Source organism: Desulfosporosinus nitroreducens (genome assembly GCF_023897015.1).
Classification (GTDB): domain Bacteria; phylum Bacillota; class Desulfitobacteriia; order Desulfitobacteriales; family Desulfitobacteriaceae; genus Desulfosporosinus; species Desulfosporosinus nitroreducens.
Map to the genome: position 1 here is coordinate 15,731 of NZ_JAMHFY010000023.1, position 18,148 is coordinate 33,878.

Below are 18,148 nucleotides of genomic sequence, written 5' to 3' on the forward strand. Positions count from 1 at the left end.
TAACTATATCCCAACTGGATAAAGGCCGTTCCATTCTTTTATAGTACAATAATATGTAGATAAAGTGAATCCTTCAATAATACAAGTATTCTTAGAAATGGGGAACGTACATGAAAAGTAAAATAATAAAGGTCCAAACCCTTACCAAAGAAGCATTTGCTCCTTTTGGGCATGTGCTGATGCTTAATCCGGGGCAACCGCTAATTAAACCTGATCCCCCTCAGTTTACTGATCGAATGCCATTTTCTGTCGATGATGGGGAGGCAGAATTCGTTTATGCTCTTTTGGAAAGGCGCGAGTTCAAATTCTCAAGTATGGAAAGACATCTGAAAGTAACTCAAGGTTTCTTCCCCCTTTATGGTGGACCTGCTATCATTACAGTAGCCCCTGCTACAGATGCGAATGACCTGGAATCATTGCCCTCTGCCAATTCAGTTAAAGCCTTTCTTTTAGAAAGCTACACTGCCTTCGTTATTAACCGAGGCGTTTGGCACGGTATGATCTTTCCGTTAGAAGAAAAGTTCGGCTACATCCTTGCAACACGCCAACAAACAACTGACGAGTCCCTTTCTCCTTTATATGATGGTGACGTTCAAATACGCAATCTAGAAACAACCTTTGAGATCATGTTATAATGTTTCTCTTTAACTTCTTGTCCTGAATTTTATTCTAAAATGAGGTTGCAACAAAACTTTTTCAAATTTTCTTGTTGCAACCTCATTTTTTTGTACGTTTAAATCAAAGACATCCAACTTTAACATATGGATGTCTCTGACCATTGTATTCTATTCTGCTAATTTTAATACTGTTTGATACAAAACCTTCGCCCCCGCTGTACAATCCTCTGGGGTACTCCATTCTGCAGGATGGTGGCTAATGCCGTTTTGGGATCTAACAAATATCATCCCGATTGGACAGAGATTCACGACCTGCATTGCATCATGACCTGCACCGCTTGGCAAATGTAACTCTTTAATTCCCAATTCGCGGCAACTTTCGGCAATAGTATCAATAATTTCTGGAGAACAAGGTGCTGGAGGAACACGTTGCAAGAAATCAACCTCGAGTTTTAAACCCCTTTGAGTACAGATATCCTCTGCCTGTGACAGTATGCTTTTTTCAAGTTGTTGCGCGACTTTAATAGAAACATCACGCAGATCGACCGTAAATTCCACCCTCCCCGGGATAATATTGATCCCACCCGGGTAGGCATGAATCTGTCCAACCGTTCCAACTGCACTCTTGGTCGCACGGGTTTCCTTTTCTACTACACCAATAATTTGGGCCGCTGCGGCCAGTGCATCGAATCTTAAATTCATAGGGGTAGCGCCCGCATGATCCGCCTTACCCGTTACGGTTACCATCAATCTCAAAGAACTTGCAATACCTGTGACAACACCGACCTGCAAATTTTCGCATTCAAGTACTTTGCCTTGCTCCACATGAAGTTCGAGATAGGCCTTTATTTCATCCGGTCTGCGGGAAGCTTTAAAAAACTCTTTAGGATTCATTCCACAGCTTTTCATGGCCTCGGCAAGAGAAATCCCCTCGTTATCTCTATACTCTAAGTTTTCCAATTTTAAAGTGCCTGACATCCCTCTGCTGCCCAGCAAACTGAAATTAAAGCGACAACCCTCTTCATCCCTGAAGACATATACCTCTATGGGGTGTTTAGTGCTGATCCCGTTCTCCTTCATACTCTGTAATACTTCTATCCCTGCGAGTACTCCTAAACTTCCATCGAAAATTCCACCGTTAAAAACCGAGTCCAAATGGGATCCTATAAGCACAGCAGGAGCATTAGAGTCCTCCCCTTCTTTTCGGCCTATTAGGTTTCCGACTTCATCCTCATGAACAGCTAAGCCAGCCTCTTTCATCAAGGCTTCTACCATCTTAATGGCTTGACGATCTTCCTTGGTAAAAGCCAGTCTTGTAATACCCCCATCAGGATTCTTCCCAATCTCCCCTATGTCCAACAAATTCTTCCACAATCTATCCGCATTAATCATGTGTCCCACAACCTATACCATAATTATTCTGTAACCCCTTACAGCTTGACATCTCTGTTACAGTCCTTTGTATAAATGTAACAAGCGTTCTTTCTGCTTGAACAATAAAAAGCCTGCGGAACGTAAGGACCAAACCAGATAAAGTCTTCTTCTTTCACTGGGAGCCATTTGTCGTCAATAAGATATACCCCATCTCCCTCTAGAAAGTAGAGCCCGTGTTCTTGTTGATGCGTTTCAACAAACGGATGACTTCCCCCCGGATGAAAGGTCAAGGTGTGAAAATTAACATCAAAGCCAAGATCAGCTGGAAGAAGATTTCTTACCAAAACATTGTCCATATCATCATAGACTTCATTGGGCAGATCATTAAGATTTCCGAGAACAACTCTTGCCTCATATCCCTCAAGTTTACGATACCTTTGCTTATATAGCAGCAGTCTCCATACCTTTTCAGACTGGTTTGTTAAGGAGACCGCTTGAGATGCGGGTGCAAATACATAGCCATTGTCTTGTAACACAAATTTCTGATCTTCTACTTGAACTGTACCCTGACCATTGATACAGAATACAAATGTCTCAATACCCTCTTCTTGAAATGGCAGTGTTGTTCCTCCACCCGGCTGAACATCTACTGTGTAGAAAGCGAATTTAGTTCCTAATTCTGGTGAAGCAATAATGCTTACTTTACAGTTCTCCAAATTTGGAATAACGTTATTGACGCGTCCTTCGGGTGGAATAACAGCATATCTGCCATGTTTTATAATGGCACGGGTAGCTAATAAATCGTTAGGATAACCCATAATTACTCCTCCTTTTATTTTTTCAAAGATTTGATGTAGCTTTTATCGTGGTTGAGTTAGTATCAACTACCTCAGCCTTTTAAGAAGGTTAAAAAGAATGTTTTTGTGAAACCTGATCGAGATAATCTTTGTATAAATTGTTCTTAGTACCATCCTTCTTTAATTATTGGATATTTTCAGCCTTTTGTCTTTGGTAATCATGGATAATTATTTGACTATTTAATTATCCTTTGTAAGGGTCCGGGAATTTCAATACAAGGATCTATTCCAGATAATTATTAAAGCCCTTCTCTTATCTATGACAAATAATCTTCCTAAACATACAAAGATCACTTGAATTTCATTACTATAGGTAGACAGCAATATCCCTAAATATCGCCCTTATACTCCGAAATTCGATAGTTAGGGGTGTGTTCCGGCTTTGGATAAAGTCCCTCCTAAGACTGCAGGAATTCGGTTATGACTAAAAGGAGACTATAATAGCGAACGAGCTTTGACCTATTATTGTAATAAAAGGCCTGAAGTAGCCTTTAGTCTTTAATGGGATAAAAACAATTCAAGCTAATTAGCAATGACGGATAATGAAAAATGAAAATATTTAGTATATTCTTGGTGTACACAAAGAGAATAACAATTTTAGTAAACAGAGAGGGGCATAAATGTGTTCAATCTAGTTATTAAAAATGGTAAGGTCGTAACATCGGACAGGATTTTTAAGGCAAGCATTTGTGTGAATAATGGTAAAATCGCCGCAATTGTTGAAGCTGGAAGTCCTATAGAAGCAGAAGAAGTCATAGATGCCAAAGGAAATTATGTATTTCCAGGAGCCATTGACAGCCATGCCCACTTAAACGATCCCGGGTACTGCTGGAGAGAGGACTATATTCATGGTACGGCAGCCGCAGGGGTTGGGGGGTTCACAACGATAGTTGATATGCCTCTTCAAAATGAACCTGCATTGACAGATGCCACGATCTTCGATAAGAAAGTGGAAACCGTTTCTCCGAACGCTTATGTAGATTATTGTTTTTGGGGTGGTCTGGTCGACTACAATTTGGATAAATTAAAAGATTTAGATGAAAAAGGTTGTGTAGCTTTCAAATCGTTTATTGGACCAGTTTCTCCCGATTATGTGTCATTAACCATAGGGCAAGCTAAAGAAGCTTTGGAAATCCTCAAGGATTGTGATGCCCGTGCAGGTTTCCATTGCGAAGATTATTCTATCATCAAATGGGAAGAAGAAAGAGCTAAGAGAAAAGAAAAAAATGATTGGCGAGATTTCCTTAATTCAAGGCCTGTTATTGCGGAATTGATTGCTACTCAAAATATTATTGAGCTTGCAAGAGAACTTGATGCCAAAGTTCATATATGTCATGTCAGCCACCCAAGAGTTGCAAAAATCATCCGAGACGCTCAGTTGGAAGGCATAGATGTAACAGCTGAAACTTGTGGCCACTACCTTACTTTTACTGATGAAGATGTTATAAGGAATGGGAGTCTGTTCAAATGTGCACCTCCACTAAGAGAAGCAGCTGCGGTCGAAGAAATGTGGGAGTATGTAAACAATGGAACCTTGTGCTGTGTTGGTTCTGATCATTCACCTTGTGAATTAAGTGAAAAGAGTGAAGAAAAGCATGGCATCTTTGGGGCCTGGGGCGGTATCAGCGGACTTCAAAATGTAATGCAGGTTGTATTCAGTGAAGGTGTGGTTAAGAGAGGTTATAGTCCTACTTTGCTGGCGAGATCCTTAAGCGAAGGACCGGCTAAGACTTTTGGAATCTATGGTAGGAAGGGCGCGATCGAGGTTGGCTTTGATGCAGACCTTGTAATTCTAGATCCAGGACAGGAATGGGAAATCACACCGGATTCCTTACATTATCTGAACAAAATTTCCGCGTTTGTAGGCTTAAGGGGTAAAGGTCTGCCTGTATGTACATTAGTCAGAGGTCAAGTCGTAGCCAAAGATGGTGAATTAACAGGTCAAAAGGGATTTGGTAAACTTGTGAGAAAAGCCAAATAAGTGAACTCGTTTTGCAGGCTTATAGGCATGCAAATGATAGTAAACAAGGGGGAATAACTAATGAGCAAGCGTTTTGATGTAATCCTTCGAAACGGGATTCTTGTTTGCCCGGATGGCGTAAAAAAAGCGGATGTTGCTGTTTGTGATGAAAAAATTGTAGAAATTGCCGAAGAAATATCCGGAGATGCAAAAGAGATAATTGACGCAACAGGAAACTATGTATTTCCCGGCACAACAGACGGACATGTACATTTTAATGATCCGGGAAGAACAGATTGGGAAACCATCACAACCGGAAGCAGTGCTCTGGCAGCAGGCGGCGGGGTTGCGTACTTTGATATGCCGCTTAATTGCAGCCCATGCACTCTTGACGCCAAAAACTTTAATGCCAAGCTTGCTGTGGCCCAGAAGGACTCTTTAGTTGATTATGGATTTTGGGGCGGACTGACTCCCAAAAATTTGGATAAACTTGAAGAGCTTGCAGAATGTGGCGTAATAGGGTTTAAAGCATTTTCCTGCAATAGCGGTATTGATGAATTTGAAAGAATGGACGATTTTACAGCTCTTGTGGGCATGGAAAAATTAGCAAAGCTTGGCTTGCCGCTTATGGTCCATTGTGAGAATAATGAAATCACAAGAGATTTGACGTCCATCGCCCTTTCCAATAACAAAACAACCGTACGGGATTATTTTGCAGCCCGCCCGCCAATTACGGAAATAGAAAACGTCTCCCGCATGATTTCACTTGCCGAGGAAACCGGCTGTAAATTAATTATCGCTCACATCAGCACAGCGAAGGCAATCGAGCTCGTTACACAGGCAAGAAACAGAGGGGTTGACGTCTGCTGTGAAACAATTGGCCATTATTTAATTCTTACAGATGACGATGTAGAAAGGATGGGAACAGTTGCTAAATGCTCACCTCCTATTCGCAATACTGAAAACCAAACTAAGATGTGGGCAAAACTATTAAATGGCGAGATAGCTTTCGTTTCCTCCGACCATTCTCCCTGCGACCCGAAGCTGAAGGACGGAGAATTTTTAAAGGTTTGGGGTGGAATCTCTGCTTGCCAAACAACACTTCCAGCCCTGCTGACGCATGCTTGCCATAATAGAAAGGTTGCACTTGAGGCTATTGCAAAATTAACTTCGCAAAATGTCAACGAGATATTTAAAATTCAAGGTAAGGGGAAAATTGCTCTTGGCTGCGAAGGGGACTTTGCGCTGGTAGACTTGAATAAGGAATTTATATTGCAGGCGGAGTCTCTTTTCTATAAGCACCAAGTAAGCCCTTATGTTGGTGACCGCTTCCGCGGGACAGTCACACAAACAATTCTTAGGGGAACAACTATTTTTAAAGATGGAAAGATTGTATCTAAGCCTATTGGCAGACATCTAAGACCTAATTTGTAAACGACATATGACCTAGAACTACGGTGAACACTAAAAAAGAGAAGGAGTTGGGTGTATAACGATGTCTACTAATACAGAAAGTAACGTCATAAAAGAGACGCAGATCCAACATGCTGCGGGTGTGGATGAATCACTAATTCCGAAAACCGAAAAGGGTAGGACGGTAGGTCCCATAGACTATATGTTCATGTGGATTGGAGACGGTGTCAATTTAGGCAACATGACGCTTGGAGCCAGTTTGGTTGTTGCAGGAATCGCAACGTTAAACATGTTTCAGACATTTGCCGCAGCGATCATAGCAATTGGGATTATTTCAACTATCTTTGCTTTAAATGACAGGCTCGGATACAGAACGGGTATACCCTATGTTGTACAACTTAGAATGTCCTTCGGAGTGAAAGGCTCCGTCATATCATCACTTTTGCGCGGTATCCCCGCCATCGTGTGGTATGGATTTCAAAGTTGGATTGGCGGTACTGCCTTAAACGAAATCGCGAAGATCCTTACAGGCGGCGCCTTTGATAATGTTTTTATTTGCTTTGTTCTGCTTCAGTTAGTGCAAATCGGGCTTTCGCTGTACGGCTTCCATGCTATTAAATGGGTGGAATCCCTGACGTCTATTGTCATTATGCTCGCTCTTGTTTATGTATTTGGCGTCCTTCTAACATCCCACAGCGCTGTTATTGCAGAAAAATGGATTCAAGCAAAAGGTTCATGGGGCTTGCCGTTCTTTGCCTTCATAATGATGTTTATGGGGAATTATGCAGCTATCTTTTTAAGCGCTGCGGACTATTCGAGAGAGCTAAAATCTGGTATTAGTGATGCAAAACGCGGATTTTTGTACTTTATGCCTATCTTAATAGCATACGGATTCGTACTCGCAATCGGCGCGATGCTTGCTTCCGCTACTGGCATCTCTAATCCTGTGAAAGCATTTGCAATCGTGGTAAACAACCCTTATATTACAGTCTTTGTATCTGCGTTTATTGTTATGGGTGCGATTGCCGTAAATATGGTTGCCAATATTATTCCGCCAACCTATGTTATTACATTAATTACAAAATTGAAATATAAAGTGGCTGTTACCATAACCGGACTACTTGCGTTATGCTCCTTCCCTTGGGTGCTTGTACAGGATTCTTCGGCAAAGGGTCTTGGGATGTTCATTCTTATCTATTCCGCATTTTTAGGCCCGATTGTTTCAATCTTATTAATCGAATACTATATATTAAGAAAGCAAAAAGTAAATGTTGCAGATTTGTACGAGGAAGACGGTCCATTTGCCGGATATAACCCAGCAGCGGTGCTTGCTATGCTTATCGGAGCTGGAGCCGCCTTTACAAAAGTCGAGCTGGCCTGGATTATCGGTGTTGTTGTGGCAGGCATTGCCTATATTCTTCTCATGAAGTATGCATTTAAAGATTCCAAATTCAAAAAGGGTACGATATTTGAGTAATAATTGTATATCTTTTATTGATTAAGACCCATTTACACTTATAAATCCCTGGAATGCCATAAACTTGGCTCCAGGGATTTTTTGTATTATGGGTTATCTCCTGTGCCCTATTGAAAACGACATATAAGATTTATCGAACTTTATTAAAAACTGTATACTATCATGTTTTTGGCAAATACTACCATAATATTATTCTAATAGAATTGGAAGGAAGCCTCTTGAAGCTACGGAGTTTCTTGTTACTAAGCATATTATCCTGGATATTATTTGTGGCGATTACACTAATATCGTCAAGACTTCCGTCTCCCGTGCCTGAACAGGCTGAAGCCGGAAAGTCTGTCTGGCAAAGAAATAATTGCGTAAGCTGTCACACCCTGTTTGGACACGGCGGATATGAAGCGGACGATTTGACTCATATTACCGCTCAGGAGACTTCGGAATACCTCGTTAACTATCTTGTCCAACCGCCGGTGATGCGTCCCAACAAATACACCCGTCACCCGGCTCTCAATGAAGCAGATGCAGAGAATCTAGTGAACTACCTAGAGTTTGTTCACACCATACCCACTTTGGGGTGGCCTCCTCAGCAAGAAGAAGTGGAGGAGAACTAATGAAGTTGTTCAAGCGGTTTTTTTTTAGAGGTAAAATTGATAAATCTAGTGCTCGAAAAAAGCAATTTATTGCCCAAAAGATCAGTCGCAGATATTGTTTTTCGGCAGTAAGTCTATTTGCCCTGCAAAGTGTGGTAGCCTCACTGGGCGCATTGGAATTAGTAATACCGGATTTACCCTCACCGATTCCCTTTGAGTACGGTAGAGCAATCCACTTGGCCTTGGCCGTTCTTTGGCCCCTAATTGGCACCATGGGCATGGTTTACTTTTTTACCACTGCTGAACTCAACAGGGAGATCTACTCCCCCCGTCTGGCCCGCTGGCAGTATTGGGTGGTTATGTTTTTCAGCTTAGGTATCTTTAGCACTTTAGCCCTGCGGATTGGTAATGGTCGAGAATATCTTGAAGGAATCCCCATTTTATACGTTGGCATATGTATATCTCTAATTCTGGCTTCCTATAACCTTGTCCGAACATTGATGACAGATAAAAGGAATATTACGCCGGCTGCCGCAACAATGACAGTGGGAGTCATATTTCTGATGTTACTATTGTTGCCGAACACCATTACCTTTAGCAATCCGATCACTGATGAAGCTACCAAGTTCTGGGTAGTTCACTTGTGGGAAGAAATGGCCTTCGAACTAACATCCGCCGGCTTCATTGCCACGTATTTCATTGTCTCAGGTCTAGCTCCTCGTACAGAGGTTGAAAAGTGGCTTTATCTAGAAGCCGTTTTAGCGGTCGTCGGAGGCTTGTACGGTACCGGACATCACTACTACTGGATTGGTTTTCCCGCTGTTTGGTTAGTACTTGGTTCATTAGTCAGCTTGGTAGAGGTCATTCCTGTGGGTATGTTGGTTCGCATGACCTATAAAGGACTGAAATCCACTAAAATTAGGAGTAATCGGGAAAAACTTACCTTGTGGTTGCTGCTCAGCAGTGTATTTCATCATATAACCGGTGCTTCCCTCTTAGGTCTATTTCTTACCGTTCCTTGGATTAATCTTTACACCCATGGGACGTATATTACTTCCGGGCATGCCCATTTAGCCTTATTTGGAAGCCTGGGTTTTGCGGTTTTGGCTGGGTGTTATTACATCCTGAGTCAGGGCAGCGAGCCTACACTCAAAGGGTATAAGGGTGGAGTCCTGGCAGTAATTTTACTTAACAGCGGACTGATCATTATGTCCTCAGCCCTGCTGGTTGCCGGTTTCATGGAGACTTATTTTTGGAGAGTCCTGGGTATGGACTTTATGCAAGTACGTTTCATCCTTAACCCATATTTAAGTATACGGGCACTGGGCGGAGCGATATTCACTCTCGGGGACCTATTGCTTTCTTGGCGTATTTTTAAGGCCTGGCAGGCAACGAGGTCTTACAGGTAGCCAAATCTGAAACTCTCTGAGCGCCGAAGTTACCGGAGTGAAGCGCATCTACTAAACAGGGTAAAATAAAAAGCACTCCATTCAGAATGCTCATATGCTAAAATAAATTTAGTAACGGAAAAGGCTTCCAGGCGGTCGGCATTCCTCCGAAAGGAGGTGATGCCATGGAAGATACTCATTTTTCTCAAATCCCTTTTTCCAAAATAAAAAACACTTTGCCTAGGCAAAGTGCTATTGACTAAAATAACATTCCCTACGCTGGCATTACCCAACAGGTTCAATCGGTCTACGACTTTAGTCGTACTCTCAGCCTGTTCATTAAGCTCCCGATGTTTAATAAAATATACATGCTTAAGTATACTTCTTACTAGGAAGAATTTCAATTCTTCCAGATGAATCGATGTTCTAGTAATATTCGCACAAGGTTAAATAAACCTGCGACTATACCGATGCCTGTACAAATTATACCGACAGTCTTTTTACCTTTTGATTGATTCTTTTTCAAAAGGATTGCTCCAGCTGCGACAAGCGCCAAGCCTAGAAATAAATTAACATACAGAAACATAGGATTGCCAAATATATTTTCAAGAAAATTATCAATCTTTACTTCCATAGCATTACACCTCCATAAATCTCTGTGACACTTGTAATATCATACTATAATTTGCGCCGTTACCTAATCTTCCACTTTTTTGTTTCTCTAGAAACTTGCGATTGCTCTTAATATTAACCTAAAAAAATCTTCTGTCAAGAAGCTTCAATATACGTCAGGTCTGGTTTGACAGGGCTGTTGAAAGCTCAGGGATTTATTATTCTAGCTACCGGGGCGGCAGGAGCTTTCGGTGCAGTTCTCAAGGCCTCCGGCGTAGGGACGTATCTGGGCACTCTGATCGCTGCCACTTCCCTGCCAGCTGTGTTCGTGCCCTTCTTAGTCGCCTTGCTCCTTTCCGTTTCTTAAGTCCAACGATCTCTCTATGAAAGAAGGCTATTCGCTGGTCTCAGTCGGTTCCGCAATAGGAAGTGTGGCCGCAATAATTGCAGTTTGGATCATGTCTTTATTCCTGACTGTATAACAAACGACCTTCACACGATAACAACTCTGCCGGACGTAGGTTGAGTACAGCACCTCGTATCTTTTAGATATGTGTTATCATATCCGATTGATGCGAGGTATTCATTTTTACATACAAAAAAGCCTTGAGATCTACATCAATATCTACCTCAAGGTGTTTTTAAAAATTTATATTATTTTCCGAAAATTCCGGAGTTATTTAGGGAACGAGCGGCGCACTTATCTAAGCCTACAAAAGAAGCAGCAGGTCTTTCCAAAAACAATCTTAGAAAAGTAATTCTCCTTCTATCTTTTTGACTGCTCCATCCTGCTTGTCTTTAAAAATCTAAATATATCAGCTGCCTCCCTGTAGAATTGTGAAATCCTTATTAGTAAAGATTGCTCTCGATACGGCCTATTTGTTTCTTGTAAAGTATTATCGAAAGTGGTTTCTAATTTAGCAGCGGTTGCTTCCATTCTAAAGGTATTTACTAAATTGTCTGCGTCTAAGTCAAGGTAACGAGCATAAGAACGCAAAAATCCTACCGTGTAGACCCCTCCGGGAAGAACGCCGTAGTCCCCATCTTCCAATGCTTGCAGGTATTTAGTGCGAATCTTAGTAATTTCCTCGACCTCTTTCAGCTCCATTCCTTTAGCTTCCCTGGCTGTACGTAACTGATGGACAACTTTATTCATATTCAAAACCTCCCTTGTAAGATCAGTGATTAAATACAGTCAACATTATCCAAACCTAATTTAAAGGAGAGAAAACAAAAAGAACTCCATACCAGAGAACTTAGTCCCGGCTGGGGCTCTAATTTCTTCTCCGGCAACCTGGCAATCATGGCAGTAATTGTACTGCTGTAGACCCATGGCTTTGCGTCACACCTTTTCAGATGCTTTGCCTTTATCAGAACGATTTTTCTCTAAATAAAATAGCTAATATATGGGTATTTTATTTAGAAAGACAAAACCGTGTTAAATGATGTCGTATTTTGTTAAAAAACCTCTCGTGAGGTATTTTAACATATTTACCAATAACTTTAAATGTTTTTTTACTTTACTTTGAATCTTCTTTATAATGCAAAAAGCCTTGTGGGCATATCACATTATGATATGCCCTTCAAGGCTTTGCATTATATTTTAAATCTCTTGATATCTTCTTGTAATTTATTAGCACTTTCTTTAGCTCTCAGGATCTGTTCTTTAACATCATAGGATTTAATGTTTACCTCAGTCGCCCTATTTGCAATATCTGTCGTTCCACTTGCACCTTGATTGGCTGCTTGGGCTACCCCATCAATAGCATGCGATATGTTTTGTATAGACATCAGAAGTTGTTCAGATGTGGCACTAAAATCAGCTACAAGCCCATCTACGAAGTTCGCATCCTCGCTGTATTTTTCTGCTACCTCCAACATAACCTGATAATCATTATTTACATCGACAGTCACAAAAGACAGCAATCCATTAGAATTTCGGGAGAGATTATCGACCGCGCTTGTTACTTTTGTCGTAACTTCCTGTATTTGCATTACCGCTCCCTTTGATTGCTCTGCAAGTTTTCGTATTTCTTCTGAAACAACCGAGAACCCTCTCCCGGCTTCACCTGCTCTTGCAGCTTCAATTGCGGCATTTAAGGCTAATAGGTTAGTTTGTTCGGTGATTTGCATAATGGCTTCCGTTAATAAATTGATTTGACTGACGACCTGTGATTCTATAATCGCCTTCTCCAGTTTTTCTCGAGTATCGATAAATATATCTTCTGCTTTCTTTCGAGCGATATTGACGTTCTTTTTAGTATCTTCCGCTCGCTTGGTGATTTCCCTTGACGAGGTTGCACCATGTTGAGACTTTTCCGAGATTAATTGAACCGCTTTTTCTATTTCCTGAGTCGTTGCTGACATTTCTTCAGTAGTGGCAGAAGTTTCTTCCATACTTGCAGCCAACTCCTCAGTTGTAGCAGAGATCTCTTCCAAGCTCGAGGTTAGAGTAATCACGTTGTCCATGGCATCGTGTACTTCCTCTTCGATGGCTGACGATTCGTTCTTAATATTATTAACCAACTGTTTAATCGAATTTTTCATATCATTGATGGCGTTCGTAATTGAGCCGATCTCATCTTTTCGGGCCAGGAATTTAGGGTTGATCTCTTGTGAGAAGTCCCCACCGGCAACAAGCATTAAATATTGAGACGATTGAATAATCGGTGTCGTGATTTTCTTTGTCGTTATCGTAATGAATAAAATTGTGATCAGAAGCATGATGACAGAAACAACCAAAACCATATAGGATATACTTCTTGCACCTTCAGTTAATTCGTGCTCAGACATAAAGGATGCTAAAATCCAGTCCGTTCCCGATACTTTATAGGGATTAACTATGTATTTTTGTCCTTCAATAGTTACATCGAAGGACTGTAAATCTTCAGACACTAGCTTGTTTAGTCCCGCTATCTGAATTTCTTCCAGTTTTTTAAAGTTATTTTCGGAGTTGTTTCCATCCGCTAAAACAACTCCTGTATTATGGACGATCATCGAAAATCCTGTTTCCCCGGTCTTCATGGAGTTCAACATATCACTGATGACGGACTGCTCCACATCGATTCCAATTGTGCCCAACAGATTTCCATTCGTGTCTACAAAAGACCTTACATTGCTCGTGATCATAGCATTAGAAATTCCATCAACGTAGGGCTCGGTTCTAACAATTGACCCGCTTCCGCTTAAGCCAATTTTATACCATCCTTTTTCAGGCGGATTGAAATTCGCAGGCAGTTCGGTTTCAGGCCACTGTAGGTAAGTCCCATTTTCCGTGCCAAAATAAACGTACATCGTGCCTGGATGATTTTTTGCATAGTGATCAAAAATGTCATAAATCTCTTGCTCTAATCCACCATTTTGCGAAGGGGTCATTTTGACTTTTTCAGTATTGTTGGCATAGGACGTAATGCCGTTGCTTGCTCCCATAACCAATGGATTTGAAGCCATCATATTAATGTCTTTATCAATCTGATCATAAAAGATTTTGATTGATTTTTCGGCAATTTTCATTTGTTCGTTCGAATTACTAAAATAATCATTTTTAGCCTGTTGGTTAATATAGTAACTTGCAATACCGTCAACAGCTGTTAGGGAAATTATAACAATTATTATCGAAATCGCTAAAAACTGAGTTCGGATGCTTTTAAATTTCATCCATATACCCCCTCCACATAAGTCCGACGTAACCACAAACTAATAAACGTTTATGTCACATAATATAACAAGTTTGCACTATTCAGGATCTTCACTGAATTACGCACTAATGTGTATTATTAATTTGATCAGATTACTGTCGGCACTCCTTCTTTCTCCACAAGAAATAGAGGCTAGGATAATTGAGATTTAAGCTGCTCTTTATCCATACTGCAGTCCAAACGTTTGACTTCTTCCCCTTTATCTAGTACAACAACTGCGGGTACCTTTTCTATTTGATATTTTCCAGCAAGACTCTTCTTTGTTGCCATATCAACTTTGAATATTTTATATTCATCACCATTTTCACTAATGAGCCCTTCCAATAAGGTGCTGAATTCTAAGCTTTCATTGACTAAGACATTGAAAAATAATAATAATATCTTTTTATCACTTTGAATAATATTGGAATTAAAATAATTTAGTTCTTCAATGTAACGTTCAGCTACTACAGCCGCAGTCGCGCCATCCCCTGCTGCGGAGACAACTTGTCTTAAATATTTTACTCGATTGTCACCGACGGCATAAATCCCTTCAAGGTTCGTTTCCATACCTTCATTGACGGGAATATACCCTCTCGTATCCGTTTCAAGTCCACTATCTTTGAGAAAATGCGTTGATGGAATCATACCGACGAAGAAGAATACACCCTGACAGGTAAGTTCAGATGAACCGCCTGTTTTTAGATTCTTAATTTTTACCCCTTCCACATTTTCTTCCCCAAGAACTGCTTCAATTGTTGAGTTCCAGATAAACTCCATTTTTTCATTATTAAAAGCTCTTTCTGCACTTACTTTATTACAATCAAGAACTCCTTCATCATGTAAAACAATCACGGTCACTTTACGGGCAAACTTGGTGATGTACATACCTTCTTCAATGGCCTGGTCACCACTTCCAACGACGACAACATCTTCCCCTTCAAAAAACTCCGCATCACAGGTCGCACAGTACGCTACTCCACTCCCTCGGAGTGTTTTTTCTCCTGGGATATTTAAAATTCTCGGTTCACTGCCACAGGCAAGAATAACAGCTTTAGCAGATAGTTCTTTGCCTTTCTTCGTTCTAATTATTTTTTCTTCTTGAGAGAAATCTACACTAACAACCTCTTCTTTTAAAAATTCAACGTTAAAATGCTCAGCATGTTTCTTGAAATCTTTCATAAGATCCGGTCCACTGACTTGGATATATCCAGGATAATTGACGATTTCCCTAGTTGTATCCGCTAAACCGCCGATCGTCCCTTTATTGATTACTAAGGTCTTAAGCTTAGCCCTGCCGCCATAAATAGCAGCGGAAAGTCCAGCAGGACCACCTCCGATAATAATCAAATCATAACTATTAGCCATGTCTTCTACATCCCCTTTAAATTTGATTACACTCCAAGGACTTCTGCGATTTTCTCTTCAACGCTTTCTTCCTCAACTTTACCGGCAAGTTTTCCTTGATACTCACCATTATTGAAAAAGAGGATCTGCGGAACACCTTTTAATGAAAACCGTTGGAATAATTCCTTATCTTCTTCAACATCAACATAATAGAACCCAAATTTCCCATCATATTGAGGTTTCAATTCTTCTAACATTGGAACGACTTCTTTACATACATGACATTCTTTTTTAGAAAAGATAACTAAACAGGGTTCACAATTATCATAGATAATTTCCTCAAAACCGGTTGAGTTTAGTTGTTGCAAAGACATATTTTTTCCACTCCTTAAAATCAACATTATTTTTTGTCTATAATAATCATACAGCAACAGTTTTCCCAGACCTTTTATGATTACTATGACCGCTTTCACTCCTATTTTAAATAGCAACAGCTATCAGAGTGCTTCCTTCTGATAGCTGCGCATAGTGCACTTACTTAAACATCTTCGGAGAAGATCTGGTAAATTGGAGCGCCTTCACACTGTGCAGGGTAACGCAAACCTAGCAATACCGAGACCGAAGGTGCAACGTCAACTTGTCGGATTGTACGCTCTGTTGTAAATCCAGGCTTAATACCGTTACCTGCAGCCACAAAGATCGGCGAAACGGATGTCTCAAAGTATCCTTCTGAAGTTGAAATACTATCGCCATGCAATCGATTGTAGCCTTCTTCAACCGAGAAGAAAATATCTCCACATTCTGGTCCATTAGCACCAATTAACACAGCATCTTTGTTTCTAAGGCAGATGCCAATAACACGTTTACCCGTCCTGTCATCTCTGTAATTATACAAATCAGAGATGATTTGTTCTTCTAAATCATATTTATCTTTCGGATCCACAATTCCATATTTGTCACGTCCTTTGATATTGAGATAAATATAGTTACTGCGAATCTGAACGGCCCTTGTCTTCTCCCAATCGACTTCTCTTATGGAATTCCCATTTTCGTCTTTTTTCATGACGGTATAGCCCAGGTCTTCCATAACCTTTGTATTGAGGCCACCATATTCTCCAATAATAGGAGGTACGTTTTCTCCAACAATCAGACCATGATCACTTAGAACTAACACAGTCCAACCTTCATCTAATAAATGCATGAATTCGCCAAGATAATCATCTGTTTGGATATAGAATTTTTCGATAAACCCTTGATAGGTTTTCTCATCAGTATGATCCCAGGGTGACAGTGTCTTCCCAAGATGCCATAACTGATGACCTGCACAGTCAATATTATGCAGATGGGAAAATACTGCTTCATAGCCCTTTTCATTGATGCAATAATTCATGCAATCTGCTTGCCATTGGTTGTATTGTACCCAAGAAGGTTCAAAGATTTCACGTACTAATTCAGCATCTTCCCCGCCGATTAGGCTGACAGGTGGAACCACGCCAACATTTTCAACGATTTCACCAAAGAGAGATTTCGGATGCCATAATTGGTCATTAGCAATATCAAGAGCATTACTAATCCAAAGCCTAACTTTATTGCCAACTGGATCAAGTTCTAAGATCTTCATAGAACGGCAGGCAGGCTTAGTGACTTCTTTCTTGGTAACATCATCAATAATACCTGATACCATTTTATCTCGCTCTAGCGTAACGATAGGTGCTTCTGCTTTCTTATTCTTATAAATAGCCACTCGGTCGTATTCGCCAGCTTCATTTTTAAGAATTAAGGCAGGGCGTCTCATGACACCGCCAGAAGTCAAGATCGTGAATTCTTTAGCCCCTTCAGGAGCATTTGCCCAACCTGTAGCATCTTTGAGAGGAGAGTTTACAATATCATAAGCTACCTTACTGCCAATGACTACTTCTGTATCTTCATCGTCCATAACGAAGGTGCGAATTTCGCCGCCTTCACGAGCTGTATCCCCCCACCAAAGTTCCATCATTTCATCATCAACGTCTGCGTCTAAGGAGTCTTCCAAATCAGTGATGATGCAACCAACACCGGCTGGTTTATCCACCCTTGGTGCATAACGCACTTCTTTAATCTCAGGTGAAGCAACAATTACTTTTTCCCAGTCAAGCTGAGCAACTCCCATATTCACGGAACCTGGTTGCGTGCCGTCGACAACACTGAGATTTTCGCTATGAGAGGTTGGGGGCCAAGAACTCCCCGGCCAATGCCAAACAAGTGTCTTTAGGCCAGCTTCAGCTGTGATATTCCAAATTTGTTCTGCGGTGCAATTACGAGAGTCCATATTATAAACAACTGCATCAAGACTTTCGGGTGATTGTCTCCAATAACATGTGATGCCATGGGTTCCTGGATAAGCGCCGGTGGCAAGTGTCGTCCAACAAGGTGGTGTAATCGTTGGAATTGCCCCAAGCAGACGCAAATCTTCTCTAGCAGATCCGCGTTCAATGAATTTTTGTAAATTAGGCATTTTTCCTTCTGCTAAAAACTTCCGAGTAATTCTAGGGTCCATACCATCCACACCTAATACCAATAACTTTTGGGTAAGTGCTGTTCTCTTCAAAATACTCATCTCCTCTTATAAATTAGACTTAAGCGTTATGACATCCTCCGAGTTAAGCGGAAGAAAAATTGACTTTCTCAAAGACTGAAGTCCTTTGTTGTTGAACTTGTTATTTCATTCACTTTCAATTCGAATTATATTCAATTCGCGTTTATGTGTAAAATACCGACTAATTATGCCCCGTATAGTTAAGTTAACTAGGGCTCATCAGTATTTTTAATAGTTGAAGTTTTTCGATGGCCGTAATCA

At 40.8% G+C, this 18,148-nt stretch carries 15 protein-coding genes and 2 riboswitches; of the genes, 7 read left to right on the forward strand and 8 right to left on the reverse strand.

Features of this window, described 5'->3' with window-relative positions; all coding sequences use genetic code 11:
• Positions 1–110: 110 nt before the first annotated feature.
• Positions 111–635: an ureidoglycolate lyase gene (locus M8E35_RS20055; protein ID WP_073027750.1), complete on the forward strand. Its 525-nt coding sequence runs from the start codon at positions 111–113 to the stop codon at positions 633–635.
• Positions 636–785: 150 nt separating this feature from the next.
• Here M8E35_RS20055 and M8E35_RS20060 read toward each other — a convergent pair whose 3' ends face one another.
• Both M8E35_RS20060 and allE read right to left on the reverse strand, forming a co-directional pair.
• Positions 786–2,009 (reverse strand): Zn-dependent hydrolase, encoded by a 1,224-nt coding sequence (locus M8E35_RS20060; protein ID WP_252471665.1) that lies wholly within the window; start codon positions 2,007–2,009, stop codon positions 786–788.
• Between the two features lie 38 nt (positions 2,010–2,047).
• Complete coding sequence (gene allE / locus M8E35_RS20065) at positions 2,048–2,809, reverse strand: (S)-ureidoglycine aminohydrolase (RefSeq protein ID WP_252471667.1); 762 nt, start codon at positions 2,807–2,809, stop codon at positions 2,048–2,050.
• 661 nt (positions 2,810–3,470) lie between these two features.
• Here allE and allB (M8E35_RS20070) point away from each other — a divergent pair.
• From allB (M8E35_RS20070) to M8E35_RS20090, 5 genes are all read left to right on the forward strand, one after another.
• Positions 3,471–4,829 carry an allantoinase AllB gene (gene allB, locus M8E35_RS20070; RefSeq protein WP_252471669.1) on the forward strand — a complete coding sequence of 453 codons (1,359 nt, stop codon included), beginning with the start codon at positions 3,471–3,473 and terminating at the stop codon, positions 4,827–4,829.
• A gap of 60 nt (positions 4,830–4,889) precedes the next feature.
• Positions 4,890–6,242, forward strand: a complete 1,353-nt coding sequence (gene allB, locus M8E35_RS20075) for an allantoinase AllB (protein ID WP_252471671.1) — start codon at positions 4,890–4,892, stop codon at positions 6,240–6,242.
• A gap of 61 nt (positions 6,243–6,303) precedes the next feature.
• Positions 6,304–7,698, forward strand: a complete 1,395-nt coding sequence (locus M8E35_RS20080) for an NCS1 family transporter (protein ID WP_252471672.1) — start codon at positions 6,304–6,306, stop codon at positions 7,696–7,698.
• 269 nt (positions 7,699–7,967) lie between these two features.
• Positions 7,968–8,309 (forward strand): c-type cytochrome, encoded by a 342-nt coding sequence (locus M8E35_RS20085; RefSeq protein ID WP_309446488.1) that lies wholly within the window; start codon positions 7,968–7,970, stop codon positions 8,307–8,309.
• Positions 8,309–9,697, forward strand: a complete 1,389-nt coding sequence (locus M8E35_RS20090) for a cbb3-type cytochrome c oxidase subunit I (RefSeq protein WP_252471676.1) — start codon at positions 8,309–8,311, stop codon at positions 9,695–9,697. Before M8E35_RS20085 ends, M8E35_RS20090 begins: the two co-directional genes overlap by 1 nt.
• A 232-nt stretch (positions 9,698–9,929) precedes the next feature.
• Positions 9,930–10,037, reverse strand: a riboswitch (TPP riboswitch).
• Between the two features lie 39 nt (positions 10,038–10,076).
• Here M8E35_RS20090 and M8E35_RS20095 read toward each other — a convergent pair.
• On the reverse strand, positions 10,077–10,310 hold the full coding sequence (locus M8E35_RS20095) for a hypothetical protein (protein ID WP_252471678.1): 234 nt from the start codon (positions 10,308–10,310) through the stop codon (positions 10,077–10,079).
• A gap of 165 nt (positions 10,311–10,475) precedes the next feature.
• Between M8E35_RS20095 and M8E35_RS20100 the strand changes: the two genes are divergently transcribed.
• On the forward strand, positions 10,476–10,655 hold the full coding sequence (locus M8E35_RS20100) for a GntT/GntP/DsdX family permease (RefSeq protein ID WP_252471679.1): 180 nt from the start codon (positions 10,476–10,478) through the stop codon (positions 10,653–10,655).
• A 399-nt stretch (positions 10,656–11,054) separates the two neighbouring features.
• Here the strand turns inward: M8E35_RS20100 and M8E35_RS20105 are convergent, their stop codons facing one another.
• From M8E35_RS20105 to M8E35_RS20125, 5 genes are all read right to left on the reverse strand, one after another.
• A complete protein-coding gene (locus tag M8E35_RS20105; RefSeq protein WP_252471681.1) occupies positions 11,055–11,444 on the reverse strand; it encodes a helix-turn-helix domain-containing protein in 390 nt (129 codons plus the stop codon).
• Between the two features lie 129 nt (positions 11,445–11,573).
• Positions 11,574–11,664: riboswitch (cyclic di-GMP riboswitch) on the reverse strand.
• Between the two features lie 220 nt (positions 11,665–11,884).
• Positions 11,885–13,945, reverse strand: a complete 2,061-nt coding sequence (locus tag M8E35_RS20110) for a methyl-accepting chemotaxis protein (protein ID WP_252471683.1) — start codon at positions 13,943–13,945, stop codon at positions 11,885–11,887.
• Positions 13,946–14,118: 173 nt separating this feature from the next.
• Complete coding sequence (locus M8E35_RS20115) at positions 14,119–15,333, reverse strand: FAD-dependent oxidoreductase (RefSeq protein ID WP_252471685.1); 1,215 nt, start codon at positions 15,331–15,333, stop codon at positions 14,119–14,121.
• Between the two features lie 26 nt (positions 15,334–15,359).
• A complete protein-coding gene (locus tag M8E35_RS20120) occupies positions 15,360–15,686 on the reverse strand; it encodes a thioredoxin family protein (protein ID WP_252471687.1) in 327 nt (108 codons plus the stop codon).
• Between the two features lie 164 nt (positions 15,687–15,850).
• A complete protein-coding gene (locus tag M8E35_RS20125) occupies positions 15,851–17,899 on the reverse strand; it encodes an alkaline phosphatase family protein (protein ID WP_252471689.1) in 2,049 nt (682 codons plus the stop codon).
• Positions 17,900–18,148 lie beyond the last annotated feature (249 nt).

What these genes read in the sequence shown, in the direction of transcription:
- M8E35_RS20055 (WP_073027750.1), top strand. Translation starts at nt 111, where the DNA reads ATGAAAAGTAAAATAATAAAGGTCCAAACCCTTACCAAAGAAGCATTT.
- M8E35_RS20060 (WP_252471665.1), bottom strand. Translation starts at nt 2,009, where the DNA reads ATGATTAATGCGGATAGATTGTGGAAGAATTTGTTGGACATAGGGGAG.
- allE (WP_252471667.1), bottom strand. Translation starts at nt 2,809, where the DNA reads ATGGGTTATCCTAACGATTTATTAGCTACCCGTGCCATTATAAAACAT.
- allB (WP_252471671.1), top strand. Translation starts at nt 4,890, where the DNA reads ATGAGCAAGCGTTTTGATGTAATCCTTCGAAACGGGATTCTTGTTTGC.
- M8E35_RS20080 (WP_252471672.1), top strand. Translation starts at nt 6,304, where the DNA reads ATGTCTACTAATACAGAAAGTAACGTCATAAAAGAGACGCAGATCCAA.
- M8E35_RS20090 (WP_252471676.1), top strand. Translation starts at nt 8,309, where the DNA reads ATGAAGTTGTTCAAGCGGTTTTTTTTTAGAGGTAAAATTGATAAATCT.
- M8E35_RS20095 (WP_252471678.1), bottom strand. Translation starts at nt 10,310, where the DNA reads ATGGAAGTAAAGATTGATAATTTTCTTGAAAATATATTTGGCAATCCT.
- M8E35_RS20105 (WP_252471681.1), bottom strand. Translation starts at nt 11,444, where the DNA reads ATGAATAAAGTTGTCCATCAGTTACGTACAGCCAGGGAAGCTAAAGGA.
- M8E35_RS20110 (WP_252471683.1), bottom strand. Translation starts at nt 13,945, where the DNA reads ATGAAATTTAAAAGCATCCGAACTCAGTTTTTAGCGATTTCGATAATA.
- M8E35_RS20115 (WP_252471685.1), bottom strand. Translation starts at nt 15,333, where the DNA reads ATGGCTAATAGTTATGATTTGATTATTATCGGAGGTGGTCCTGCTGGA.
- M8E35_RS20120 (WP_252471687.1), bottom strand. Translation starts at nt 15,686, where the DNA reads ATGTCTTTGCAACAACTAAACTCAACCGGTTTTGAGGAAATTATCTAT.